This window comes from Paenibacillus nasutitermitis, assembly GCF_014641075.1.
Classification (GTDB): Bacteria; Bacillota; Bacilli; order Paenibacillales; family Paenibacillaceae; genus Paenibacillus_Z; species Paenibacillus_Z nasutitermitis.
In genome coordinates, this window is sequence record NZ_BMHP01000002.1 from 918,057 (window position 1) to 942,822 (window position 24,766).

Sequence of the window (24,766 nt, forward strand, 5' to 3'; positions counted from 1 at the left end):
GATTTAGTCGACACCTGCATAGGAATGAAGACCAACGAGAACCAGGTTAACTCCGACCAGTGTAAACATAACCACTATAAATCCGATTACCCCAAGCCAGGCGGATTTGGTTCCATGCCAGCCGCGCGATAAGCGCAAATGAAGGAAAGCGGTGTAATAAAGCCAGGTAATAAGCGCCCAGACCTCTTTAGGGTCCCAGCCCCAGAATCGGGACCAGGCCTCATAAGCCCAGATCATCGCAAAGATAAGCGCCCCGAGCGTGAATATCGGATAGCCGATCGCTATCGCCCGATAACTGATTTCATCAAGATCATCCGGATCGATGGCTCTTGTCAGCGGTTGGATAACAGCAGCGATTGGCTTGCGGATAACCAGCCGGATGAGCCCGTACAGAACAAGGCCGGAAATAATCGACCACACGATAGTATTCAACTTGCGGGCGGCATCTACACCCTTCATCCAGTGCGGTGTTTCAAATAGTCCATCCTTCATCCCCAGGAACGAATCCATCGATGTGACATGGCTATTATAAGGCTTGAATATCGGCGGCGTCGTATAAGTAACGTCCGCAATCTCTGAGCTTTCCACGCCGGAGTCGCTGATACGAACAGTTTCCTGGGAGAACGTAGCTTCATAGCCTGCGGCCCGGAATGCAAACACAGAAACCAGAAAGCCGATAAGGATTACGCCCACAAGCATGACCATCTCAATCGCGCGTTGGGCTTTGCGTGCTTTATGTCCGGTTTCCTTGAAATTCACGGTACGGAGCAGGTACATGAGCCCGAGAGCGAAGCCTACGCCGAAGAAAGCTTCGCCAATCGCGGCAGTTGTTACATGAATCTTCAACCAGTAGGAATCAAGAGCCGGTATAAGCGGCTGTACTTCTTGTGGAAATACCGCAGCATACGCTACGATAACGACAACCAGCGGAAGCGTAAACATTCCGATAAGCGGCTTGCGGTAAATGGCGTATACTACAATGAAAGCAAACATGATGGCCATAGCCAGAAAGGTCATGAACTCATACATATTGCTGGTTGGTATATGGCCTCCCCCTATCCATCTGGTGATAAAGAAAGCCAGATGGCAGAGAAATCCGAGCAGGGAAACGATAAAGGAAATCCTTCCCCAGCGTTGGAGATGCGCTTTGGGATCGCGATTGCTGAATCTCGCTCCCGCTACTGCAACCGCATAGAAGATAAAGCCGAAGCAATACAAGAAAAATGCAGCCAGAAAAATGTCGCTGCTGAAATTTAATAAACTCACGCAGTGTTCCCCCCGTTATCTAATGACTTTGGCTCTACGACGATACCTGCGCTTCCGAGTGCGGAGGCGACATCGGCACGCATGCCGTAATTGTTTTTGTTTGTGTGCGCTCCAATCAATAAGCGATTCCCGTCAGCCCGAAGCCAAATGCGGCGATGCTGCCAATACGAGCCCAGCAACAAGCCAAACATGGAAATGCCCGCTCCCGTCCAGATAAACGGCATTGCGCGGTCTGTACGGATATTCAGAGTGGTTACGGTGCCGGCGAAGGTTACGTTATCCATCGACCCCACCTTGATTTCAAACTTCTCCGCAAGCTTTCCGTTGATGGCATCCTGGCTGAAGGTCTGTTTGTCCACCTGTTTTGGAAAATACATGTAAGGCTCCCCGCTCTCCGGCAAGCCCGGTCCCTTGATCAGGAATACGAAAGCAGGTGCGTTGGGCTCGGAGGATTTCGTCCCCGGCTGCCCGTTCTTGTCCAGCGTAAAATCCATATATTTCTGCTTCAGCAGGAGCGTATAAGGCCCAAGCTTGTATTCAAGCTCCGGATCACGCATTTCCAGATTGAAAGGACCGTAGGTTTCACCGGTTGTTTTATCGACCAGCACCGGCTTGACCGTTTTGAGCTTAAGAGTATCATCGAATCCGAATTGGTAAGCCTTTAGCCCTTTATAGGAAAGCGGTTTATTCACGATGATATTGTGGCGTTTGACTTCCTCAAGCTTTGGTCCTGCCGCAGGATCATCGCAATCCGCCGTACAGGAATAAAGAACCGCCTTCGTTTCATACAGCTTGGCTCTGCCTGTTCCCTTCAGCGTGTCGGGCAATTCGGAATCCTCATAATAGTCAATGGTAAATTTCTCATTCTTCAAATAGTAATTCGTACTCGGAATCTGCACGGTCTCCCCTTCGGGAACGGTCACATACGTATCCATCGCCCAGCCAGGCAGCGAACGAAGCAGAACAGCCAGCAAGAAGACGATCAGACCGATATGATTAATGTATGGCCCCCAGCGGCTGAATCTATTCTTCTCCGCAAGTAAAGCCGTGCCATCCCGGTGTACACGGTATCGTTTCCGCTTTAGCTTCTCCCCGATGAGGATAGTAAAATCCTCGGCCTTTTCCTCCGGAAACGGGCTGTCATATACGGTCCGCTGCCGGCTGAGAAATTGGGGATGCTTGCGGATCTGCTGCTTTTTTAGCGCGCGATAAAGAGGCAACACACGATCAAGGCTGCAGATGACAAGCGAAGTGCCGATCATCACAAGCAGCAGGATAAACCACCAGGATTCATAGGTATTGGAGAAGCCAAGCTTGTAATACCATTTCCCGAACCATCCGTAACGCTCCTCGTAATAGGTCGTAGGGTCAAAGGAAATAAATGCATTTTCCTGTGTGAAAATGGTGCCGATCATTGCTGCAATTAGCGTGATTACAATCAACCGGACCGCAATTTTCACTGAGGAGAAGAAGCTCCATACCCTGTCGATGATAGAGGGATTGCTTTTCTGCGAGCGTCTCGCAATCCCGTCATAGCGCATTTCCAGCGGAGTGTCGCTGTCTGCTTCCTTGTCCTCCAGCGGTTTGCCGCAGTTTTCGCAAAGTACGGTCCCGACCGGATTCTGATGCCCGCATTCACATTTTGTGTTTTCAAATTCCAACAAGAAAAAAGACCTCCTTCGGTCAGGACTGAAGCAGTTTCGTGACGCGCTCATCAATGTCCTTCTCCGTCATCGGTCCGACGAAAATATCCATAATCGTTCCGTCGGGTCTAATAAAAAAAGTTGTCGGATACGATTTCAATCCATATTGGCGCTCCACTTTTCGATTTTCATCCTGAACTATCGTGTAGCTTACTCCGTACTGCTTGACAAAATTATTCACCGTCATTTTATCTTCGCCCAAATTGATCCCGATAATTTCAAACGGCTTGTCCGCCTGCTTCTCATACTGCTTCTGAAGATCCGGTGTTTCATAAACGCAGCCCGGGCAAAAGGTACCCCAGAAATTAATGACGAGGGCTTTGCCTTTATAATCGGAGAGCTTATGCGTCTTGCCGTCAGTGCCCAGCAGTGCGAAGCTTGGCGGCTTATCGCCCTTCTGCGGCAGGCCGTCGCTGGAAGCGAACAGGGCATTGCCGATGGCATAACCGCCCAGAACCAGAACACCGAGAAATATAACAATCTGCAATGCTCTGCGGTTTGATTTCACGAGTGTTATTCACCGCCCTATGCTTCAAATAGAACCTCTAACCAGGGCATGCATACCCCGGCCACTGTCATATTGATTATAACGAAAACCGACGGCAATTGAGGTTGCCGCCGCTCGTTATTTTTGAATTTTATGTGTCTTAACCGCTGATTTCAACAGGAGTTCAACTTCCTTCGGCTCCAAATGGCGATATTTCCCTCTTTTAAGTCCCAGCAGGCTCAATTCGCCAAATTTGATACGGCGGAGCAGAATAACCGGGTGTGAAATGGCATCGAACATGCGCCTTACCTGACGATTGCGGCCTTCATAGATGGTAATCGCAATTGTCGACTGGTTTTTCACCGTATCCACATCATGGTACTCCACCTCCGCGGGAGCCGTCATTCCGTCGTCAAGCATGACGCCGTTCTGAAGCTTCTCCAGCAGACTGCCGTGAGGCACTCCCTTCACCGTCGCCCAATAGGTCTTGGGTACATGATGGCTGGGATGCGTAAGCAAATTGGCAAACTCTCCATCGTTCGTCAAAAGCAGGAGCCCTTCGGTATCATAATCCAGCCTTCCAACCGGATATACCCGTTCTGTAATACCATGAAGAAAGTCAGATACGATCGTGCGTCCCTGAGGGTCGCTGGCGCTCGTAATGACTCCTTTTGGCTTATTAAGCACGAGATATAGCTTCTTCTCGCTCTTGATCGGCTTGCCTTTAACCGTAATCACATCCACGGCAGGGTCCGCTTTGACGCCGAGCGTCGTCACAGGCTCCCCGTTAACTTCCACCTGTCCGGATAAAATAAGCTCCTCGCATTTGCGCCTTGAAGCCACGCCCGCATGCGCCAATATTTTCTGTAAACGTTCCAATGCTTTCACCTCATTCTTCATCATACCCTAAAAGCGGCAGCAAAGGAAAGGTTGTTCAAAGAAGCCCGCACAAGGGTCGCAAGCCTTCTCTTTTCACAAAGAGAAAGCGTCCCTTGTACAGGCTTCCTGGATGAATCAGCCAAACACATATAAACAAATGATAATAGCGGCTGCAAATCCGACCAGATCAGAGAAAAGTCCCACTTTCAGCGCGTAACGGCTGCGGCGGATGCCGATTGCTCCAAAATAAACGGTAAGCACATATAAAGTCGTGTCCGTGCTGCCTTGAATCGTAGAGGCGATGCGTCCGATCATCGAATCAGGGCCGTACGTCTTGATCAGCTCCGCGGTAAATGCCAGCGAACCCGCTCCCGTCAGGGGCCTCAGCAGGCCCAGGGGAAGCACCTCGCTGGGTACTCCGAGCTGATGAAGCAAAGGACTGATCAGGGATGCGAGCATATCCATCGCACCGGAGGCGCGGAACATGCTGATGGCCACCATCATGCCGACAAGGTGCGGGATAATGTTAACGGCGGTGCCGAACCCATCTTTGGCTCCCTCCAGAAAGGTTTCATAAACAGGAACTTTGCGAAAAGCCGCATAGAGCGGGATAAAGACGATAATAAAGGGTATTGCCCACGCCGAGAAGACGGTTATCCACTCATACAAAGACCTCACCCTTTCCGCTGCCAGCGCTGGCATTAGGAGGGACGCCGTCAAGGGAAGAAGCCTCTGGCGAAGGTTTTATGGATTTGTATATATGACCTCCATCCTTGTCCGTCCATTTAGGCGGTTTCGCGCGGCTTCTATACCACCGGTCTGCTGCAATGGCGGCTGCCGTAGCGACCAGCGTCGCGGCCAGGGTAGTCCCGACAATTTCCGCCGGATGCGCCGAGCCGTAGGTCATCCGGATCGCGATTAAGGTTGTTGGCACCAGCGTAATACTTGATGTGTTCAGCGCAAGCAGCGTACACATGGCGGGCGTCGCCGTCTCCTTGTCCGGATTCAGCTTCTGCAGCTCCTGCATCGCTTTGATTCCCATTGGGGTGGCCGCATTGCCCAGGCCAAGGATGTTTGCGCTCATATTGCTCATGATATAGCCAAGCGCCGGATGACCTTTGGGTACGTCAGGAAACAAAAACCGCACGATGGGCTGCAGCAAAGATGCCATTTTTCGGAGCAGACCCGCATCCTCGGCAATGCGCATAATTCCGAGCCACAGAACCATCACACTGATCAAACCAAAGCTGACGGTTACGCCGCTCTTGGCGCCTTCAAAGGCCGCTTCCGTCAGAGCTTCCATCCGCCCGTTAATGACAGCGGCAACAAAACTGACGGCAATAAAAAACAACCAGATCCAATTTACCATCCTGCCCTCTCCTTTCCCCCGAATAACGTGGAGAGCGTCAACTTCAATGCACTGCCAAATGAGTGCAGCCAAGGCTTGGCGGAAAGATCAGCATCTTTGCCGCCTTCAGCTGTCCAAGCCGGTTTTTCAGGCAGGAGGCTACGCTCGCTTCGCGGTTCATATACCGGCGTCGCACCGATTTTCATATCCCCCATATACCATTCAATCGTGCCGCGCTCTCCCAGCGAATAAGAGGTCGCCTTCTGATCAGTCAGAACCAGACGGGAGCGCAGCTGTTCCTTCTCCCCATCGGCCAAGGGATAGCGGAGCGTCCGGCCAACGGCCAAGGGATAGCCGTTTACCGGCTGCCCCTTATGAGTGACTTCGGCGAGGGGATAATGGGCAAATCCCCAGTTAAGCAGCTTCTGATGATCCATCCAGTCATCGCCGTCATTCAGCGTCACAACAGCGAGCTGCTGTCCATTTCGTGTCGCCGAGCTGACCAGACAGCGGAAAGCCTGCTTGGTATAGCCGGTTTTCACGCCATCTGCGCCATCGTACATCGTGAGCATTTTATTTTTATTTTTCCAGGAATAATCCCATTTTTCATTGGGGTTGGGAGCGGATTTCACCTTGGTTTTAACAATTTCCTTGAAGGTCTGATTCTTCAGCGCATAGGCGGTCAACTTGGCCAAATCATTGGCCGAGGAATAATGCCCTTCGATATCCAGTCCATGCGGATTCATAAATTGCGAACGGGACATCCCCAGCATTTGCGCTTTCTCATTCATCATATGGACAAATCCTTCCTCGGAGCCGCCCACATGCTCGGCAATCGCCGTAGCCACATCATTGCCCGAACGCAGCATGAGGCCATAGAGCATATTTTGCAAACTCATCTCCTCGCCAAGCTTGAGATAAATCGAGGAACCTTCTCTCCCTGCTGCCCGTTTGCTTGTTTTGACCATGTCCGAGAGCTTGCCGTGCTCGATAGCTACAATGGCGGTCATTATCTTAGTCAGGCTGGCGATTTTCATTGATTTATCACCTTGAAAAGTGTATAAAAGCCGTCCGGATTCCACATCAATGAGCGCGGCAGCTTGTGCATGTGTGGCTATCGGCTCCGGAGGGGCGGCATGGGCGGCGCCAGGAGCACCTGCACCAGACAGCGCCGAACAGACAAGAGTCCATATCCCGGAAACACAAATCAATAAACGGACAAGCCTCATACGTTTCCTCCTAAAGAGTTTTTGGTGGGAAACAACCACCTGCAAGAACCAAAAACTCACTTCGTAAGCATAGGCTAAGAGTTTTTGGTGGCCTTCAGCGAACAACCACCAGTGAAACCAAAAACTCACTTCATAAGCATAGGCTAAGAGTTTTTGGATAAAACTCACTTCGTAAGCATCTGCATAGAGTTTTTGGTGGCCATTTAAGCAAAAGGGTCTTGTACTATTATATGAACAAGCACTAAGGTTATGCTCTTCTTTATGGCATGGGATCCTTATTATAGGCAAGTGCAAGGGATCAAAAAAAGAAACCGCCGGAAAGAACGGTTTCTTCAGGCCCAAATCCAATGTGAACCCTCATGTGTGAATTCGGTTAAGGGTACTAAATATAGGTGCCTTCCGGGCGGTTGATCTGGAGGTTGGAATCATCTTCCAATATCATGTCATCTTCGCGTTTGAACAAGCTTTGTATTTTATCAAATACTTTCGGCGCCGAATCAATAACACGCTCCATCAGATGTGTCTGATTATCAAGTGGCACAATTCGTACGCCCTGAGTTCCGACAACGAGAAATGCGATAGGGGTGATGGATACGCCGCCCCCGCTTCCTCCGCCGAACGGTAATGAAACGGAAGCCGTATGAGCATCATTAGGCTGCTTGTGATTTTGATTTTGTTGATCAAACCGGATATCGCTGCCTCCAGCAACGAAACCAAAACCAACCTTGGAGATCGGCATGATGACACTGCCATCCGGCGTTTGGACGGGATCGCCCACGATGGTATTCACATCCACCATTTCTTTAATATTTTCCATTGCAGTTTGCATTAAGCCTTGAATAGGATGGTCGGCCATTAGGTTGTCCTCCTTAAGATCAATCTTATCGTCAATCTGGAACCTGCACATTGCAATTTTATCGTTCCCGCCATTCGCTTGCTTTATGTGAGACAATCAGGCCCTCATTAAAATGCGCTGCCAGCTAAGCAAACCCTGGGGGATACCCTTGTTTTTTTTTAGCCGGTACATCAAAGCAATTCCCGCGAAAATCGCATAGCCAAAACGGATCCTGGCTCTGAATTTTCCCTCCGTTGCAAAATAAACCTGATTATACATCGGCGTCACGCTGAGCAAGGGGGTGCCGGTCAAACGGACCAGCTGTGACAAGAGACCGATCGACGTTGTTTTAGCCGACCAGACCCCGCCAGTTGCCATAGCCGTCCAAACGGCATCGCCTGTTCCCACCACCGTATGCCAGCTCCATTCCGAAACCACTATATGTCCGAGCGTTTTTCTGGCCCAGCCCAGCAAGTCCCGTGTTTGGCCGAGAAGCTGATTGAAGGATTCAAAAGACTTCGCAATCGAATGGGAATTGACATGATAGGTAGCCGATTTTTGATTGCTCCCTCCCAGATTGTCTGCTGCAGCTTCCTCCTTCACCTCTACTCCCGCGCCTTTCATCCGCAAACCCGGCAGCTCCCATTGGTAATGAATCAACCCCAGAAGTGCGCGCACATGCAGCTGCGCCTCATCGTTCTGACCGATCCGCTTCAGATGGCCGTTAATATCGACGGTCGAGAGTGCTGCTGCCAACAAAAGCAAAAAAAAGAGACCTGCCGCGATCATCCATCCGAGCGGGTACCCTAGCATGGGCTTCTTTCCCCCGTTTCCCTATAATTGGTCGGATATAGTATGACCTAACGGACAAATCTCATTCATTATCATCCAGCGCGGGCGCCGGCACTTCCTCGATCGTAATCTGGCGGTCTTCCAGCTTGTCGAACAGCAGCTGCGTCTGCTCGTCGAGCGAATCTTCATCCACATCAGCCGGTTCAGGCAGCGCATCCAGACCAGGTAGTCCAAAATAATCCAGGAACGATTTGGTCGTCCCATATAGAATCGGTCTGCCGATCGCTTCCGCCCTCCCGACGCCTTCAATCAAATCCTTGACTACCAGCGTATGCAGGGCCCGATCGCTTTTCACACCCCGGATTTCTTCGATTTCCACCCGCGTAATCGGCTGCCGGTAGGCCACGATGGACAAGGTTTCCAGCGCTGCCTGCGACAGGCTCGACCGGGTCGGGGTATATGCCATCCGCTCAAAATAGGTGGAATGGGCAGGGTTAGTTGTCAATCTAAACGCGCCTGCGACAAACGACACTTGAATGCCGCGTTTTTTCTGCTTCAATTCCTTCATTAAATCCCTGGCGATATCGGAGGCGACCGCAGCATCCAGCTCCAAAATGTCTGCCAGCTGCTTGGCATTTAATCCCTCGTCCCCCGCCATAAAAAGCAAGCCTTCAATAATCGATTTCAACTTCGAGAATTCCACTTTCCACTTCTTCCCCTCTCCAATGAACGACAATATCGTCAAATAACTGATGCTGAAAACAGGTTACCTGTTTCATTTTCATCAGCTCCAGAATCGCCAGGAAGGTCACGACAATTTCATGACGGCCCATTTCCTCGCGGATCAGCTTGGAGAAACGGACGATCTCATGCTCACGGAAAAGCTCCATGATATCGCGAATACGGTCCTTCACTGAAATCTCGTCCCGGTGAATCGTCGATACCCGGTTTCTTCTTCCCGCTTTGCGCAGCGCCTTCTGGAAAGCTTTGATCAGATCACCGACATGTAGACCTTCAATAGGATTTGCCGGCTCAGCTTTCATGAATGGCGTTAAATCCTCGGGTTCCTTCGTATACAGAAGACTCCGCTCGAATTCCTGCTCCCGCAGCTGCTCCGCAATTTGCTTGAATTTCCGGTATTCCACCAGCTTCGCAATCAGGTCGTCATGGGGATCGAGACCATCATCGTCCCATATGTCGTAGTCCTCTTCGATAACCGGCGGTTTAGGCAACAGCTGCCTGCTCTTGATGGATAACAAGGTAGCCGCCATGACAAGGAATTCGCTCGTGACTTCCAGCTCCAACTCCTGCATCGCACTTAGATAATCCATATATTGATCCGTAATTTCACTGATGGATACCTCGTGAATGTCAATCTCTGCCTTATCAATAAGATGAAGCAGCAGATCAAGCGGACCTTCGAACGCTTCCAGCTTATAGGTGACTGTCATGGCGTCAGCCCTCCTTACCCTTGCAGCTGTCTGGTCAAGTTCGCCATCTCAATGGCTGTAACCGCCGCTTCCCATCCTTTATTGCCGGCTTTTGTCCCTGCACGCTCCACAGCCTGTTCGATCGTATCTACGGTCAATACGCCAAAGATTGTCGGCACGCCGGTTTTGAGCGATACAGCGGAAACGCCTTTGGCGGCTTCGTTGCACACATAATCAAAATGCGGCGTTGATCCGCGTATGACCGCACCAAGCGTAATGACCGCATCGTACTTGCCGCTCTCCGCCATCTTCTGGGCGATCAGGGGAATTTCAAACGCGCCCGGCACCCAGGCCACTTCCACATTCGCATCGTCCGTACCATGACGCTTGAAAGCATCAAGCGCGCCGCCGAGCAGCTTGCTCGAAATAAATTCATTGAATCGTCCAACGACGACTCCAAAACGTTGTCCTTCTTGTACAATTAAATGTCCTTCATATACATGTGGCATTGATTGTCTTCCTTCCATTGTGGTTTAAGTGATAGAGCTGCCGGACTAAATCTCAAATTCCAGTAAGTGACCAAGCTTCGATTTTTTCGTTTGCAGATACTTTTCATTATCCTTATTGGACACCATTTGTATCGGCACACGTTCCACTACTTCTATGCCATAACCTTCGAGCCCCTTGATTTTGCGGGGATTGTTGGTTAAAAGACGCATTTTGCGTATACCCAGATCCTTCAGAATTTGAGCTCCGATCCCATATTCGCGCAAATCGGGTGCAAACCCTAATTTAATATTCGCGTCGACCGTGTCGAATCCCTGCTCTTGAAGCTCATAAGCTTTTAATTTGTTAATCAGACCGATTCCCCGGCCTTCCTGGCGCATATACAGCAGCACCCCCGAACCGGCCTCATCAATCTGACGAAGCGCCGCTTCGAGCTGAGGTCCGCAATCGCAGCGGTGGGAATGGAACACGTCGCCTGTCAGACATTCCGAATGGACCCGTACCAGTGTCGGGCTCTCCGGATCGATGTCACCTTTAACCAATGCTACATGCTCCTTGTTGTCTACCTCATTGGTATAGGCTACTGCGCGAAATACGCCGAAATCTGTCGGCAGCTTGACATCAACCGCGCGTTCCACCAGCTTTTCCTTTTCATTTCGGTAATGAATCAAATTCTGGATCGTGATCAGCTTCAGATTATGCTTGCGTTTAAATTCCACCAGGTCGGGCAGACGGGCCATCGTACCGTCTTCTTTTATTATTTCACAGATCACGGCTGCCGGTGCGGATCCGCACATACGGGCAAGATCGATAGCCGCTTCCGTGTGTCCCGTCCTGCGCAGAACCCCGCCTTTTTTGGCGATTAGCGGAAAAATATGCCCCGGGCGGCGGAAATCCCCAGCTTTGACGCTTGTATTCATCAAAGCCTTGACCGTTTGTGAGCGTTCCCCTGCGGAGATCCCGGTCGAAGTCGAAATATAATCAACGGATACGGTAAAAGCCGTTCCGTGATAATCCGTATTACGGGTGACCATAGGCGGCAATTCCAATTCATCTGCCCGCTCCTGGGTTATCGGCACACAAACGAGTCCGCGTGCTTCGGTGATCATGAAATTGATAATCTCCGGAGTGGCCTTATCGGCCAGCGCAACCAGGTCGCCTTCATTCTCGCGGTCCTCGTCGTCTACGACAATAACCGACTTGCCCAGAATAAGATCATAGATGGCCTCTTCAATGCTGTCAAACACTTCCGCTTCATTGAATTGCGTATTTTGTTGTTCTCCCGTCATGATGCTTTCCCTCCTTCATTTCCTTTAAGCGAACCTTCAATAAAACCCGTTGTCAGCCAAAAAAGCGGCTGTTATTCCTTTGGAGCCCGCCGCCTGCCTGCTACTGCTGCCGGACGCTTCGCTTTGGCCCGCTTCGCCTTTGAAGTGCAGCAGATGGTCCACATACTTCCCCAGGACATCACATTCGATATTGATGACACTGCCCGACTGCTTCAGCTGCAGTGCGGTTTCACGCAGCGTATGGGGAATGATCGACACCGAGAACGAGATCGCATCCACATCTACCACCGTCAGACTGATGCCGTCGACTGTTATGGATCCCTGCGGGATGACATACCGCATCAATTTCTTGTCATGCGGCCGGATCGTGAAAACTACAGCATTTGCATCCGTAGTCCGGGAAGCAACATTTCCTGTGCCGTCGACATGTCCTTGTACAATATGACCGCCGAAGCGCCCTCCTGCTTTCATCGCCCGCTCCAGATTGACCCGTTCGCCGGGACGAATGTCCTTCAGATTGGTATGACGAAAAGTTTGCGGCATGACATCGGCGGTAAATGCTGAACCCGAAAGCTCCGTAACGGTTAAACAAACGCCATTCACACTGATGCTGTCGCCAATTGCCGCATCCTCCAGGACCCTCGAAGCTTCAATGGTCATCATCATCGCTTCACCTTGCTTGTAGCTGCGCTTAAGCGTGCCTATTTCCTCGATCAAACCCGTAAACATCGTACTTGCCTCCCCTCCATCATTGGTTTGACGGCCGATCAGTCTCCCTGCAGTTGTACGTATTTCGGATATCCGCTAATGCAAATATCACTGCCGATCCGCTCTGTCGTCATGTCAGTCATTTCGATAGCCTCGCTCATTTTATCAAAACCCCCAAAGGCGAATGCCTCCGGAGAAGATGCGCCGCCAATGAGCTTGGGCGCTACAAACAGGATCACCTTGTCAAGAAGGCCGGATTCGAGCATGGCGCCATTGAGCAAACCTCCGCCTTCCAGAAGGATCGAAGCAATCTCACGCTCCCCGAGTATTTTCAGCGCTGCCCGCAAATCCACTTTTTCTCCTGCGCCGCAGTCAATTACCTCAACCCCATGGGCAGCTAGCTCAGCTTTTCGGACCGGATCAGAACCTTCTACCGTCAATACAATAACCGGTGACAATCCGTCCTGCACCATCCTTGCCTGAGCCGATAGCCGAAGCTTGGAGTCCACCACGATCCGTACAGGATGCAGGGCTGGAACACTCAGCCTGGTCGTTAATTCGGGATCGTCCGTCAATGCCGTCTGCACCCCGATCATAATCGCCATGTTCTGGTGGCGAAGCGTGTGAACAAATGCACGCGATTGCGGGCCGCTCACATAGCGGCTGTCCCCCGTTTTGGCTGCTATTTTCCCATCGAGAGTCATAGCCGTCTTCATGGTTACAAACGGCATGCCCGTAGTAATAAATTTATTGAAGGCTTCGTTCATCCGCTGCGAGGCTTCTCCCAGTAATCCTACCTCCACTTCGATGCCCTCTTCACGAAGGCGGGCAACACCTCGTCCGGCTACGAGCGGATTAGGATCCAAAGAAGCAACCACAACGCGGGACGCCTTGGCTTCAATAATCCGCTCGCAGCATGGTGGTGTCCGCCCGTAATGACTGCATGGCTCAAGAGTTACATAAACAGTAGCTCCTTTCGCCTGTTCCCCCGCCATAGCAAGTGCATGAACCTCTGCATGGCCTTCGCCTCTCTTGAGGTGCGCGCCAAGGCCGACAACGCGGCCGCCGCTCACGACTACACAGCCGACAACTGGATTAATCCCGGTCTGTCCCTTGGCGCTTTCAGCCATGTCAAGTGCCAGCTTCATATAGGTTTCGTCGTTCAGCACATCCAAGGAAATAAAAAATCACCCCTATGCAGGCAAGCTGCCCGCGGGGTGATGGATTAGAATCATGAAAGACGAATGAAAGACACATTTAAACAAACCAGCCCTCCTTGTGAAAAAAAGAACAAAGAAGACAAGAAATGAAAAATGAGCTCTGCAAACGTCCCCTTCTCCCATCCAGACTATACTGTCGGTCCCGGATTTACACCAGGTCCACCGTTTTGCCGCCAATCCTCCAGTGAAGGTATCGACATCAGGCAAGACGGGTCACGGACTGACAAAACGTTAGACAAGCGTCATGGACGCTATCGACGTTCGGATCACCGCCGGTTGGGAATTTCACCCGACCCCGAAGGAAAGCTGCACTTATTTTATGTTGCTTTTAGATGTTAATCATGATGGATCATGTCATTTTCCTGATGTTCGAAACATTTTCAATAGTTCCCTACCGGAAACCTACCAAGAAACCTGCCTAGGAAATTGACAGTAATCATTTAACATTGTTGAAATGGTAACACTTGAAAATGAAAAAAGCAAGGATTTTCATCCCTGCTCATGTGGTTTGGCGGATCATTCAACAAATCAGAACGTCTTGATTGTTGGGCTAATCAAATTGATACAAATAGCCCGGTAACAAATGTCCAATCATACAACGATAGTTATGCATAAATTACAGAGTACCCTAAATTTAAGGGAGGTGTATGGAATGTCTGGTAGCATTGGTGGAATTCACAATAACACAGGTTTTGTCCTCGTGCTTTTCATCCTTTTGGTGATTATTATTTGTGGTTGTTCAGGGATCGGTAGATACTAAGCTAAACGAATAAGGCCGCCAGCCGCCACAGTAACCAATCCGAAGCCTTTTTGGAATGCCCTGCGCATACCTCCCTGACCTACCCTAAAGGTACTCTGACCTTTAGGGTATTTTCATTCGCACTGTCATTTCCGGATCATAAGTTTTACATAATCCCGAATATGTCAAAAGAGCACAAAAAAAACGCCGAAATCCCTTATAACAAGGGTTGAGGCATTTTGTTCTATCCGTATTGCATGATCTTCCGACCTCGAAGAAATCGGGATATTTTAATATCATTATCAGGTTTGTTTCATTTTGATTTAAGGTAGGGGGGATATACTTCTTATCAACGACCCCCCATTCATATACATTCTCTCTTGGACCCGCATGGAAATGCGGGTCTCTTTTTTTTATTTTTCGTAGCCCGGCATTGTGTAATCCTGATTGGTCAGCTTCGGCAGTATTTTCATTGAATCGATATGGTTTTTGGTTTCCGGTGTTCCAATTTGATAGATATAGGTATAGAGATCACGAATATCTTCACTGTACTGTTCTTCCGATTTGTCATGATCGGCAGACTTGAATGGAATAACCGCACGCAGTGAAGTTATCTCATTCGTGAAGATTTCCTTATCCAGTTTATGTTTCAGCACATCGAGCTGATCCTCGCTCGCCTGTATGGCCAATTGATCTGTATTGGAAGGTTCCCGTTCAATCGTTCCCGAAGTGATCGACACATAGTAAGTCTGAGGCGTCATACGGCCCCCTCCTTTCCATTTCGCAGATCCCCTTCTCATTAATTCCTATGAGGAATAGTAGAACCGCGTTAAGAGTTATTAAACGAGTCCTTCACGTGCGAAACAAAGAACCCGTGCCAGCTTAAAGCCTGACACGGGTTCTTTCATTGTCAATCGGGTATGTTCTATACCTCGACAATTTCCACTTTTTGCATTTTATCGCCGCCTTTAAATCCATCCACAAGCTCCATGCCTTCCGTCACCTTGCCGAAAACCGTATGTTGTCCGTCCAGATGTGGCTGGGGCTTATAAACGATATAAAACTGGCTGCCTCCCGTATTACGGCCGGCATGGGCCATGGCTAGCGCTCCGCGCTCATGCTTGTTCGGGTTGATTTCGCAGTCGATTTCGTAGCCTGGACCGCCGTTTCCGATTCCGTTGGGACATCCGCCTTGTGCGACAAAGCCCGGAATGACACGGTGGAAGACCAGACCGTTGTAGAAGCCGTCATTTGCCAATTTTTCAAAATTTGCAACCGTATTAGGAGCATCTTTTTCGAAAAGGTCGATTTTGACCTCCGCGCCGTTTTCCATCGTGATTTTCGCTTGTTTTGCCAATTTGATCATATCCTTCCGCATTGTTTTTTTGATTAAAAACCGTTTTCAAGATCCCCCTAAATCCCCCTTCTCTTCAAGGGGGACCCCAGGGCGCTGCCGCCCCTGGACCCCGGAAGGGGCGTGGGCGTTCACGGGGCCGTCTTCGATGGAACGTTCGGTGAAGGAACGTTTACGTCCGCTGGCGCGGACACACTTGACTGTACCCGTTTTAAGCCGCTTTATGCCCGTGTTTCCTGCTGCTTTCGCCGCTTTTTCCGTTACCCTCTGCAGCTTGCCGCGTCCTGCCTGCGTCCGGAAGCTAACCTTTAAGGATCGTTCGGCTGCGCCAAACGTAAGAGCTAAGGTGAACGAGACTCGTTCGGCTGCGCCAAACGTAAGGGCAAACTAGAACGAGACTCGTTCGGCTGCGCCAAACGTAAGGGCAAACTAGAACGAGACTCGTTCGGCTGCGCCAAACGTAAGGGCAAACTAACCAAAGAAAGACCGTCCGGCTACGCCGAACGTCAGGATAGACCGATCAACGGCCGGCTGTGCCGAAAGGCAAGGCATATGTTGAGAATGTAACTTTTGACATTATAACATGAACCACAGGGTATACAAAGCATGTCCCCCACAGAATATTCGATCTGAGGGGGACATGCTTTGCTATATCGTTATTTAGCGTTTATTTTGTTGTGGATTGCTGCTGCATGCGCGCAGGGATTACATCGTTACCGACAATATCATCCAGGGATTCGCGTTTCACCGCGACATCAGCCTGGCCGTCTTTGACAAAAACGACAGCCGGACGGCGTATACGGTTATAGTTGCTCGCCATGGCATAGTTATAGGCACCCGTACAGAACACAGCCAGCAAATCGCCGGTCTTTGCTTCAGGCAGCTCCAAGTCCCAAATCAGCATATCGCCGCTCTCGCAGCATTTGCCCGCTACCGACACGGTTTCTGCCGTCGCTTCGTTGGCGCGGTTTGCGAGTACCGCTTCGTATTTGGACTCATAAAGAGCCGGACGAGGATTGTCGGTCATTCCTCCATCCACCGCAATATATTTGCGGACACCTGGAATATCCTTGCTTGTCCCGATCGTATATAAAGTCGTGCCTGCGTCGCCCACCATGCTTCTGCCTGGCTCGACCCAAATTTCCGGGAGCGGGTATTGGGCAGCCGAGAAGTTGTTTTTGATGGAATCCGTGATCGCTTTGACATATTGGGAAACCGGAAGCGGCGTATCGCCTTCGACATACCGGATTCCAAAACCTCCGCCCAGGTTGATGACGCGGAAAGTGATATTCAGTTCGTCACGGACTTTAACGGCGAACATGGCCACTTTATCGACAGCCATCTGGAAGCCTTCGACTTCGAATATTTGCGAGCCTATATGGGAATGCACACCCAGCAGATCAAGATTAGCCAGCGACTCCGCTTCCTGTATCGCGCGGTAAGCCGAGCCGTTGCCCAGATCGAAACCGAACTTGGAATCGGTTTGTCCAGTGGAGATATATTCATGCGTGTGGGCCTCGACACCTGGTGTGATACGCAATAATACATTAACCTTCTTGCCTTTGTCCTGGGCCAGCGCATTCAGCAACGCAAGCTCGATAAAATTGTCCACTACAAAACAGCCAATATTGGCATCAAGCGCCATATTGATCTCTTCCGGCGTTTTGTTGTTGCCATGGAAATGAATCCGGCCGGCAGGGAAACCTGCTTTAATAGCCGTATAAAGCTCCCCGTCCGATACGACATCAAGGGAAAGATCCTCCTGCTCCGCAATGGTGCACATGGCCATCACGCTGAAAGCTTTGCTGGCATAAGCAACCTGAAATTTCAATCCCGAAGCGCGGAACGATTCCACATATTCGCGGGCCCGCTGGCGGACGAGCGCCTCATCGACAATATAAAGCGGCGTTCCGAACTGCTTGGCCAGATCTGCTGTATCGCAGCCGCCAATTTCCAAATGCCCTTGCGGGTTGATTTTGCTTGTTCCGTGAAAATACATATATTTCCCTCCGTGTTCTCCTAGGTATCCCATAAAATTGGTTTGCATCATTTAACATCAGTATAACGTATTCCCCTGACGACCGAAATGGATTAATTCGCATTAGATTTGTATTATTTGCAAATGGCTACTCCTCTTTGCTCTTCGGCATCCGTCTCTTCTGCTGCGGTTTAAGCAAGTTTGGCCGTGTGCGGTTCTGCAGCACCGGCGTCCGGATTAGGACATTCCACAAGCCCCTGAAATCAAACGGTATAAGCGGCCACATATAAGGCCGGTTGAAGGAGCGGCTCACGGTCAGGAAAATAAACAGCAACGTCGTTGCCACCATAAAACCCGGCACCTTGAAGGCGGCGACAGAAACAATGAGCACCAGACGCACGATACGGTTGGCCAGACCCAGCTCATAACTCGGCGTGGCAAACATCCCGATGGCAGCCACTGCCATATACATGATGACCTCGTTAACGAATAGTCCCGTCTTTACCGCGATATCTCCAATCAGGATGGCAGCGATCAGCGACATGGCCGTAGCAAGCGGAGTCGGTGTATGAACGGCAGCCATTCTCAGCAAGTCCACGCCCACTTCGGCAAGTATGAATTGGGCCACAAGCGGAATTCTTCCTGCCTGCTGCACGCCGATAAAGTCCAGAAAGGGCGGCTTAAGCTCTGGCTTGAGCGTGAACAGAAACCAGATCGGCAGCAGGAACAGAGAGGCTAGAATACCGAAATAACGGACCCACCTCAGGTAAGTGCCGATAAACGGGGTTTGGCGGTTTTCCTCGGCATGCTGAATCAGATTAAAGAAGGTTGTGGGCAAAATCATGACGCTCGGCGTCGTATCCACAAAAACAGCGACATGTCCCTCCATTAAATGAACCGCCACCACATCGGGCCGCTCCGAATACCGCACCAGCGGAAACGGATTCCAACCCCGCTTGATTGTCGCTTCCTCGAGCTGTTTATCGGCAAATGGCACCCCGTCGAGCTTCACCTGTGAAATTTTATCCCGGATCGATTCCACCAGTTCCATATCGACAATATCGTCGATATAAGCCAGACATATATCTGTTTGCGTACGGTCGCCAAGCCGCATGATTTCATATCGCAAATGTTTATCCCGCAGGCGCCTGCGCACGAGCGTCACATTCACCAGCATCGTTTCTACAAACCCATCGCGGCTGCCCCGCACTACACGCTCCAGAGAAGGCTCCTCCGGCCCGCGTGAGGGGAAGTTCTTGGCATCGATAATCAGAAGTGTGCTTTCCCCATCAATGAAGAATGCTGTCGCGCCGGACAAGACGGAAGTCATCATATTATCCCAGTCGCTTTCATGGACGACCTGCACCGCAGGGACATACAGGTCAAGGAATGAATGAATGACCCCCGAGGAAAGATCCTCCGAATGCAGATAGGTTAAACGCTTGAGCACCTCTGTCAGCACCGATTCCTTGGCGAAGCCGTTCAAGAAAAAAAACGCGGTGCGTTTGTCGCCGAAGGTCATCTCCCTGACAACAACATCGAAGCTTTTTTTATAGCCGACTTCCTCCTCCAATTTTTTGACAAACTGCTCCAGCTCAGCGGGGATAGGCTGCGGTTCCCGTTTCTGCTCCTCCTGCCTCTGGTTCTTCCATTTGGCGATAATGGGGTCTACTACATATTCCGGGTCTTCATCCGTAATGGATGCCGCCTGTTCAGCCGAGTGCTTGTCCGTGGTCCCCGAGCCGTTTTGCTGCTTTCCTTCTTGCTGCAGGGATTCCGAATTGTCTTCCCCATGAGCGGCGTCCTTTGACTCGATTTCGGAATCACCATCCCCTTCGGCTGTGGCTTCCGACTGCGGATTGTTGTGTTCCGATTTCACCGCTTTATCCTCATCTGCATTCTCCCGAGTGTCTCTGGTAGCCGTCTGCGAACCTGTCTGGTTGCCGCTCGAATTCCCATCCTCCGGGGCCGTCTCGTCTCCAGATGACGCTAACTTCTGCTGCTCCAGTGCTTTCTCGACTATCGACAAGGCCTCCAGTACCGGCCCGATATCGCTCATGCCTTCTTTTCCATGATGGGATTTCGCCCCATAACGTGATTCTTTCCGATAATTCTCGATCGGCATCGGAATGATCATCGGAGTCGTTTTAATCTCTTTATCCTCATCCAATCTCATGCTGTTTGCCCTCCTTATAGAAACATCCAATCCATGATAAGCAAACCGTCCGACTTTCGGTTATAGGGGTTATTCCGGCCATTGATAAACTAGCCAATCAAACAAAGAACCGAAAATCTTTCCCATAACCATGGCCGTAACCAGCCATACCATAAACCGGCTCAAATTCAGCCGCTTCGCCAGAATCGGCAGTACATTCATCACTTCCGTGAGAGCGGCGGCCAGCATCCCTACAAAGATTCCGTCAAAAAGACCCATAACCCCCAAAGTGAAGTGGCGCGGCAGCCGCAGCCGCCAATCCAGAAAATCCGCCAGCGACCAGTACACCGCTCCCATAATGACGGAGCTTTCAAACCAGACGGACTTGCGGTAGGCATAAGCCAGCTGCGCCAGTCTCGGGATGATATCCAGCACGATAATCAAAGCGACAAAACCGCTGCCGACAGCTAAGCCTCCCGCCAGACCGAGAAGGACCGTAAAACCGTTTGCCGCCCAGCTAATCATCTTTGTCTCTTCGCTTTCATCGCCGGTTCGTTCTTTTTGTGCATTTCCTCGGCGATCACGCAGTCGTTTACATTTTCCTCATACATATACAGCTCCACTTCTAGTGGGTTCGGTTCTTCGTTAAACCGTTTGCGAAACATGCGGTTGAAAAACACAATCATGCCCGCTCCAATTCCGAAGGAATAAGGAATCTGAAACCACAGGGGGTGATTGTTTTTGCGGCCGGTCACAAGCTCCGTAATCCGGATGTGAACCTCCTTCATGCTGACATCCGTGTGGAAATTCATAATCGCAAGACCAGAGCCAAAAAACAGCAGCAGCCATACCCCGACCAGCATGAGCATTTTCGGCTTTGGCGGGTCTTCCGAGACGGTGATCAGCACCTGCGGATCACCGAAGGATTCGACGTTCACCATGGCTTCGGCTTCACGTACTGCCTGAACGATTTGCAGCAAATCGATGACGACACGGTTGCCGTCTTTTTTCTGATGTCTGTGAAGCAGGAGTGCTTGAAGTCTGGATTCCAACGCAGGATCGGCAGTAAAGAGACGCGCTGCCTCCCCCAGGGTGACGCTGCCGCCAGGCTTGATCCGGATCCGCTTGCGCAAACGCAAATATAGAGTCGAATTAGCTGCAGAGCTCATGCCCGCTCCCTCCAATCATCCAAATGCATCTTATAGCCAGTTGTTTAAACATGCCCCTTTAGTATGATTAAAGGCAGCCTTGGATAGTCGCGCCATGGCAGACTATTTTTGCCCAGCAGCAGCTTGAAGAGGATTAAGGCACAAAAAAAACCGGAATCCCCTATTTTATGGGAATTCCGGCAGCATACAAGGATCCTTCACCCGTTACAGGGCGATCTGATCCCGAATCAACTGTAAGATCTTCTTCTCCAGCCTCGAAACCTGTACCTGCGAGATCCCGAGCCTGGCCGCAACCTCCGATTGGGTTTGGTCGCGGTAATACCGGAGAAAGACAATGATCCGCTCCCGCTCCGACAAACCGCTGATCGCTTCCGACAAGGCCAGCTTGTCAAACCAGCGGTCCTGGGAGTCATCAGCGATCTGATCCATCAAGGTGATGGGATCGCCATCATTTTCAAATACCGTCTCATGAATGGAGGTTGGCGGCTTATTCGCTTCCTGGGCGAAAACGACATCCTCCGGCGTAATGCCGAGCGACTCCGCGACTTCTTTAATCGTCGGCAGTCTCCCCAGCACCTTGGACAGCTCGTCTTTTGTCTTGCGCACCTTGTTGGCCGTTTCCTTCAATGAGCGGCTGACCTTTAACGTTCCGTCATCCCGCAGAAACCGCTGGATCTCGCCGATTATCATCGGTACCGCATAGGTGGAAAACTTTACATCATATGACAGATCAAATTTATCCACCGACTTTAGCAGGCCAATGCAGCCGATCTGGAATAAATCCTCTGGCTCGTAGCCACGGCCCATGAACCGTTGAACAACCGACCAGACCAGCCGGATATTGCTTTGTACAAGCGTATCGCGAGCCAGCGTATCCCCGGTTTGACTAAGCGCAATCAACCGCTTGACTTCAGAATCGTCCAAAAATGGCTGCGCCGTTTGTTTCAGATTAACATCCATGCGGTTCAACCCCTATGCGCTTAGTTAAAAAGCGCTTTTTTCGATTCGATACGCTTCGTCATCGCAATAGATGTGCCTTTGCCGGGTTCGCTCGAAACGTCAAAGCCGTCCATGAAATTTTCCATAATGGTAAAACCCATCCCGGACCGCTCCAGCTCCGGCTTAGAGGTGTACAAGGGCTGACGGGCCAAATCCAGATCTTCAATACCGTGGCCGTCATCTTTGACAACCAGCCTCACCACATCACCGGTAATGAGCGCTTCAATCGTAACCATGCCGCTTTCGTTGCTGTCATAACCGTGAATAATGGCATTGGTGACCGCTTCAGAAACGACTGTTTTCAAATCGTTCAATTCTTCCATGGTAGGATCCAGCTGGGAGATAAAGGCAGCAACCGTGACACGGGCAAAAGACTCATTTTCCGATCGAGCGGAAAATGACAGCTTCATCTCATTCGTTCCGTTCATGAGACGACCTCCAGACTTGAGAGCGCTAAACGCTCATTCTCGTGAATCGACAATATTTTGAACAGACCCGAAAGCTCAAACAACCGGTAGACGCCCTGATTGACGTCGCAGACTACCATTTTCCCGCCTTTGGCTTTGAGCTGCTTGTAACGGCCGAGGATCACGCCGAGACCGGAGCTGTCCATAAACAGAAGATCCTTTAAACTAAGAATAATATGATCGATATTGCCACGCAGAATCGCTTCCTCCATCTTGAAGCGGACGACATCAGCCGTGTGGTGATCAAGCTCGCCACGCAGCCTTACAATGAGCACATTGCGAGAATGCTCCAATTCAACCTGCAGACTCATAGCCTTGTTCACTCCCAAAAGTTATTGCAATCCACACCCGGATTATGTGTTTCTTACCCATAGGGTTAAGAAAAGCCTGTCCGGTTTTTAAGAGCTTCTGCCCGAAGCCGCCGCGTCTTGCCCGAACAGAGCAAACAGCGGTCTCTTGGCATCATCATCTGCGGCGGCCTATGCATCAGCTCCCGCAAGATGTTGAACAAGGATTTCTCTATCTCTGCTTCTAATTCCTGCCTCACGACAAAACTAGAAGCTAGACGCTATGAGCTGACAAAAACCGCTGGATCTGCGGAATTCGCCGCATGTCAGGGCTAAGCTTTTGGCTCGCGCCAAAAGCTTAGCCTATCCTTCCGTAGCAGCTTTTGGCTCGCGCCAAAAGCTTAGCTTATCCTTCCGTAGCAGCTTTTGGCTCGCGCCAAAAGCTTAGCTTATCCTTCCGTAGCAGCTTTTGGCTCGCGCCAAAAGCTTTTAAGAAAACAAGTTCGCGCTTGTCCGCTTGAACAGGGTCCACCAGCCCGCACGCTCGACGGATGCCGGAGAGTCCACGGGAAATTCGGTCAGCACCTGGTCGCCCTGGTAAACAATCAACTTGCCAATGGGTTCGTTAATCGTAACCGGTGCCTTGAGCGGCTCCATACGAAGCTCATAACGGATATCCTTGACAGGGCTGCCTTTTTTCAGCAATACGCTGTAGGAATGTTTCGCCGTCAGCTCCAGCTTCGGAATATTGCCTTTCTCGACCTGTACGGTACCCATTTTCTCGCCTTCCTTGAAGATCGAGTGGTTCATATATTGGGCAAAGGAATAATCAAACATTTGGGATACTTCCGCGTTGCGCGTCTTTGTGTTCGGCTCCCCCATCACGACAGCGATTACCCGCAAATTGTCGCGGCGTGCCGTTGCTGTCAGACAGAACTTGGCTTCCGTTGTAAAGCCGGTTTTCAAGCCGTCCGCGCCGCTGTAAAACCGAACGAGCTTATTGGTATTAACGAGCCAGAACGGCTTAGCGCTCGATTTGCGCAAGTAGTCTTGATACATTCCTGTATATTTCGTTATTTCACTATGCTTGAGAAGCTCTTTGGACATGATCGCGATATCATGCGCCGAAGAATAATGATCCGCTACAGGCAGTCCGTTGCAGTTGACGAAGTGGGTGTTTTTCATTCCCAGCTCCTGTGCGCGCTTGTTCATCTGGTTGACGAACTCCGCCTCCGTTCCCGCTAACTTCTCGGCCATCGCAACAGAGGCGTCATTTCCCGAAGCGAGCGCAATGCCTTTGATCATTTCGTCAACGCTCATTTCCTCGCCCGGTTCCAGAAAAATTTGCGAGCCTCCCATGGATGCCGCATATTCACTGGTCGATACCTTATCCGTCATTTTGATTTTTCCTTCATCCAAAGCTTCCATAATGAGCAGCAATGTCATGACCTTTGTAATGCTGGCAGGCGGTAAGCGGTCATGGCTGTTCTTCTCGAAAATAATGGTACCGCTGTCAGCATCCATCAAAATGGCGGACTTGGCGGCTTCCGCCAAATTGCTTTGGGCGGCAGGCGCCGGCTTGACAGGCGTTTTCTCGCGCGCAAAGACTGCTACAGGCACAGCAAACACCATAGCAGCCGCTATACATCCAACCAATATTCGCTTCCAATTTCGATTCATGATCTTAGATCCCTCCTAGGATGATGCCTGCGCGGAGCAGGGCCGCATTTTTGTCTACTATCTCATCCTTAGTGTGGACCGATAGCAGCTAAAATATTCCATAATGGACCAAAAGAAAAGAGGCATGCGCCGCATGCCTCTTAAATTAAGAGATGACAAATGCTATTCTAGTTTCTTCTTCCCAGTTTCATCCTGCTTTCCGGTTTATAGTGACCTCATTTCTGGTCGCTGCCATGCATGCCGCA

The 24,766-nt window shown here is 50.6% G+C and carries 25 protein-coding genes and 1 riboswitch; all 25 genes read right to left on the reverse strand.

Going from position 1 to position 24,766, the window contains the following annotated elements:
- Positions 1 to 3 precede the first annotated feature (3 nt).
- The 25 genes from ccsB to IEY46_RS14510 all read right to left on the reverse strand — a co-directional run bounded on the left by ccsB (position 4) and on the right by IEY46_RS14510 (position 24,521).
- On the reverse strand, positions 4 to 1,266 hold the full coding sequence (gene ccsB, locus IEY46_RS14385; RefSeq protein ID WP_188992681.1) for a c-type cytochrome biogenesis protein CcsB: 1,263 nt from the start codon (positions 1,264 to 1,266) through the stop codon (positions 4 to 6).
- On the reverse strand, positions 1,263 to 2,930 hold the full coding sequence (gene resB / locus IEY46_RS14390; RefSeq protein ID WP_229750294.1) for a cytochrome c biogenesis protein ResB: 1,668 nt from the start codon (positions 2,928 to 2,930) through the stop codon (positions 1,263 to 1,265). Before resB ends, ccsB begins: the two co-directional genes overlap by 4 nt.
- A gap of 19 nt (positions 2,931 to 2,949) precedes the next feature.
- Positions 2,950 to 3,477, reverse strand: a complete 528-nt coding sequence (locus IEY46_RS14395) for a redoxin family protein (RefSeq protein ID WP_188992683.1) — start codon at positions 3,475 to 3,477, stop codon at positions 2,950 to 2,952.
- Positions 3,478 to 3,594: 117 nt separating this feature from the next.
- Complete coding sequence (locus tag IEY46_RS14400; RefSeq protein ID WP_188992684.1) at positions 3,595 to 4,335, reverse strand: pseudouridine synthase; 741 nt, start codon at positions 4,333 to 4,335, stop codon at positions 3,595 to 3,597.
- A 135-nt stretch (positions 4,336 to 4,470) separates the two neighbouring features.
- Positions 4,471 to 5,004, reverse strand: a complete 534-nt coding sequence (locus IEY46_RS14405; protein ID WP_188992685.1) for a spore maturation protein — start codon at positions 5,002 to 5,004, stop codon at positions 4,471 to 4,473.
- Complete coding sequence (locus tag IEY46_RS14410; protein ID WP_188992686.1) at positions 4,997 to 5,704, reverse strand: nucleoside recognition domain-containing protein; 708 nt, start codon at positions 5,702 to 5,704, stop codon at positions 4,997 to 4,999. Before IEY46_RS14410 ends, IEY46_RS14405 begins: the two co-directional genes overlap by 8 nt.
- Positions 5,698 to 6,912, reverse strand: coding sequence for a D-alanyl-D-alanine carboxypeptidase family protein (locus IEY46_RS14415; RefSeq protein ID WP_188992687.1), 1,215 nt, complete (start codon positions 6,910 to 6,912; stop codon positions 5,698 to 5,700). Before IEY46_RS14415 ends, IEY46_RS14410 begins: the two co-directional genes overlap by 7 nt.
- A 382-nt stretch (positions 6,913 to 7,294) precedes the next feature.
- Positions 7,295 to 7,768, reverse strand: a complete 474-nt coding sequence (gene ytfJ, locus IEY46_RS14420) for a GerW family sporulation protein (RefSeq protein WP_188992688.1) — start codon at positions 7,766 to 7,768, stop codon at positions 7,295 to 7,297.
- Positions 7,769 to 7,864: 96 nt separating this feature from the next.
- Entirely contained in the window at positions 7,865 to 8,560 is a 696-nt protein-coding gene (locus tag IEY46_RS14425; RefSeq protein ID WP_188992689.1) for a DUF2953 domain-containing protein, read from the reverse strand.
- Between the two features lie 61 nt (positions 8,561 to 8,621).
- Positions 8,622 to 9,242, reverse strand: coding sequence for an SMC-Scp complex subunit ScpB (gene scpB, locus IEY46_RS14430; protein WP_188992690.1), 621 nt, complete (start codon positions 9,240 to 9,242; stop codon positions 8,622 to 8,624).
- Positions 9,211 to 9,990 carry a segregation and condensation protein A gene (locus IEY46_RS14435; protein WP_188992691.1) on the reverse strand — a complete coding sequence of 260 codons (780 nt, stop codon included), beginning with the start codon at positions 9,988 to 9,990 and terminating at the stop codon, positions 9,211 to 9,213. Before IEY46_RS14435 ends, scpB begins: the two co-directional genes overlap by 32 nt.
- 14 nt (positions 9,991 to 10,004) lie before the next feature.
- Positions 10,005 to 10,478: a 6,7-dimethyl-8-ribityllumazine synthase gene (ribH, locus tag IEY46_RS14440; protein ID WP_188992692.1), complete on the reverse strand. Its 474-nt coding sequence runs from the start codon at positions 10,476 to 10,478 to the stop codon at positions 10,005 to 10,007.
- 45 nt (positions 10,479 to 10,523) lie between these two features.
- Entirely contained in the window at positions 10,524 to 11,765 is a 1,242-nt protein-coding gene (locus tag IEY46_RS14445) for a bifunctional 3,4-dihydroxy-2-butanone-4-phosphate synthase/GTP cyclohydrolase II (protein WP_308422799.1), read from the reverse strand.
- 36 nt (positions 11,766 to 11,801) lie between these two features.
- Positions 11,802 to 12,494: a riboflavin synthase gene (gene ribE / locus IEY46_RS14450; RefSeq protein ID WP_188992693.1), complete on the reverse strand. Its 693-nt coding sequence runs from the start codon at positions 12,492 to 12,494 to the stop codon at positions 11,802 to 11,804.
- Between the two features lie 38 nt (positions 12,495 to 12,532).
- Complete coding sequence (gene ribD / locus IEY46_RS14455; protein ID WP_229750296.1) at positions 12,533 to 13,648, reverse strand: bifunctional diaminohydroxyphosphoribosylaminopyrimidine deaminase/5-amino-6-(5-phosphoribosylamino)uracil reductase RibD; 1,116 nt, start codon at positions 13,646 to 13,648, stop codon at positions 12,533 to 12,535.
- A gap of 152 nt (positions 13,649 to 13,800) precedes the next feature.
- A riboswitch (FMN riboswitch) is annotated at positions 13,801 to 14,000 on the reverse strand.
- Between the two features lie 845 nt (positions 14,001 to 14,845).
- Entirely contained in the window at positions 14,846 to 15,193 is a 348-nt protein-coding gene (locus IEY46_RS14460; RefSeq protein ID WP_188992694.1) for a hypothetical protein, read from the reverse strand.
- Between the two features lie 164 nt (positions 15,194 to 15,357).
- Positions 15,358 to 15,789 carry a peptidylprolyl isomerase gene (locus IEY46_RS14465; protein ID WP_188992695.1) on the reverse strand — a complete coding sequence of 144 codons (432 nt, stop codon included), beginning with the start codon at positions 15,787 to 15,789 and terminating at the stop codon, positions 15,358 to 15,360.
- Positions 15,790 to 16,453: 664 nt separating this feature from the next.
- Positions 16,454 to 17,785 (reverse strand): diaminopimelate decarboxylase, encoded by a 1,332-nt coding sequence (gene lysA, locus IEY46_RS14475; RefSeq protein WP_188992697.1) that lies wholly within the window; start codon positions 17,783 to 17,785, stop codon positions 16,454 to 16,456.
- 127 nt (positions 17,786 to 17,912) lie between these two features.
- On the reverse strand, positions 17,913 to 19,940 hold the full coding sequence (locus IEY46_RS14480; RefSeq protein ID WP_229750297.1) for a spore germination protein: 2,028 nt from the start codon (positions 19,938 to 19,940) through the stop codon (positions 17,913 to 17,915).
- Between the two features lie 69 nt (positions 19,941 to 20,009).
- On the reverse strand, positions 20,010 to 20,444 hold the full coding sequence (locus tag IEY46_RS14485) for a stage V sporulation protein AB (protein ID WP_188992698.1): 435 nt from the start codon (positions 20,442 to 20,444) through the stop codon (positions 20,010 to 20,012).
- The gene (locus tag IEY46_RS14490; protein WP_188992699.1) at positions 20,441 to 21,088 is read right to left on the reverse strand and encodes a stage V sporulation protein AA; all 648 of its coding nucleotides are present in this window, start codon (positions 21,086 to 21,088) and stop codon (positions 20,441 to 20,443) included. Before IEY46_RS14490 ends, IEY46_RS14485 begins: the two co-directional genes overlap by 4 nt.
- Before the next feature lie 204 nt (positions 21,089 to 21,292).
- Positions 21,293 to 22,048, reverse strand: a complete 756-nt coding sequence (gene sigF / locus IEY46_RS14495; RefSeq protein WP_188992700.1) for an RNA polymerase sporulation sigma factor SigF — start codon at positions 22,046 to 22,048, stop codon at positions 21,293 to 21,295.
- 20 nt (positions 22,049 to 22,068) lie between these two features.
- The gene (spoIIAB, locus tag IEY46_RS14500; RefSeq protein WP_188992701.1) at positions 22,069 to 22,515 is read right to left on the reverse strand and encodes an anti-sigma F factor; all 447 of its coding nucleotides are present in this window, start codon (positions 22,513 to 22,515) and stop codon (positions 22,069 to 22,071) included.
- Entirely contained in the window at positions 22,512 to 22,865 is a 354-nt protein-coding gene (gene spoIIAA, locus IEY46_RS14505; protein WP_188992702.1) for an anti-sigma F factor antagonist, read from the reverse strand. The genes spoIIAB and spoIIAA overlap by 4 nt, the downstream gene beginning before the upstream one ends.
- A 465-nt stretch (positions 22,866 to 23,330) precedes the next feature.
- Positions 23,331 to 24,521, reverse strand: a complete 1,191-nt coding sequence (locus IEY46_RS14510; protein WP_188992703.1) for a D-alanyl-D-alanine carboxypeptidase family protein — start codon at positions 24,519 to 24,521, stop codon at positions 23,331 to 23,333.
- Between the last annotated feature and the right edge of the window lie 245 nt (positions 24,522 to 24,766).

What these genes read in the sequence shown, in the direction of transcription:
- IEY46_RS14460 (WP_188992694.1), bottom strand. Translation starts at nt 15,193, where the DNA reads ATGACGCCTCAGACTTACTATGTGTCGATCACTTCGGGAACGATTGAA.
- IEY46_RS14435 (WP_188992691.1), bottom strand. Translation starts at nt 9,990, where the DNA reads ATGACAGTCACCTATAAGCTGGAAGCGTTCGAAGGTCCGCTTGATCTG.
- spoIIAB (WP_188992701.1), bottom strand. Translation starts at nt 22,515, where the DNA reads ATGAACGGAACGAATGAGATGAAGCTGTCATTTTCCGCTCGATCGGAA.
- IEY46_RS14510 (WP_188992703.1), bottom strand. Translation starts at nt 24,521, where the DNA reads ATGAATCGAAATTGGAAGCGAATATTGGTTGGATGTATAGCGGCTGCT.
- IEY46_RS14425 (WP_188992689.1), bottom strand. Translation starts at nt 8,560, where the DNA reads ATGCTAGGGTACCCGCTCGGATGGATGATCGCGGCAGGTCTCTTTTTT.
- lysA (WP_188992697.1), bottom strand. Translation starts at nt 17,785, where the DNA reads ATGTATTTTCACGGAACAAGCAAAATCAACCCGCAAGGGCATTTGGAA.
- IEY46_RS14485 (WP_188992698.1), bottom strand. Translation starts at nt 20,444, where the DNA reads ATGATTAGCTGGGCGGCAAACGGTTTTACGGTCCTTCTCGGTCTGGCG.
- IEY46_RS14490 (WP_188992699.1), bottom strand. Translation starts at nt 21,088, where the DNA reads ATGAGCTCTGCAGCTAATTCGACTCTATATTTGCGTTTGCGCAAGCGG.
- ribE (WP_188992693.1), bottom strand. Translation starts at nt 12,494, where the DNA reads ATGTTTACGGGTTTGATCGAGGAAATAGGCACGCTTAAGCGCAGCTAC.
- IEY46_RS14445 (WP_308422799.1), bottom strand. Translation starts at nt 11,765, where the DNA reads ATGACGGGAGAACAACAAAATACGCAATTCAATGAAGCGGAAGTGTTT.
- spoIIAA (WP_188992702.1), bottom strand. Translation starts at nt 22,865, where the DNA reads ATGAGTCTGCAGGTTGAATTGGAGCATTCTCGCAATGTGCTCATTGTA.
- ytfJ (WP_188992688.1), bottom strand. Translation starts at nt 7,768, where the DNA reads ATGGCCGACCATCCTATTCAAGGCTTAATGCAAACTGCAATGGAAAAT.
- sigF (WP_188992700.1), bottom strand. Translation starts at nt 22,048, where the DNA reads ATGGATGTTAATCTGAAACAAACGGCGCAGCCATTTTTGGACGATTCT.
- IEY46_RS14415 (WP_188992687.1), bottom strand. Translation starts at nt 6,912, where the DNA reads ATGAGGCTTGTCCGTTTATTGATTTGTGTTTCCGGGATATGGACTCTT.
- IEY46_RS14410 (WP_188992686.1), bottom strand. Translation starts at nt 5,704, where the DNA reads ATGGTAAATTGGATCTGGTTGTTTTTTATTGCCGTCAGTTTTGTTGCC.
- ribH (WP_188992692.1), bottom strand. Translation starts at nt 10,478, where the DNA reads ATGCCACATGTATATGAAGGACATTTAATTGTACAAGAAGGACAACGT.
- IEY46_RS14480 (WP_229750297.1), bottom strand. Translation starts at nt 19,940, where the DNA reads ATGAGATTGGATGAGGATAAAGAGATTAAAACGACTCCGATGATCATT.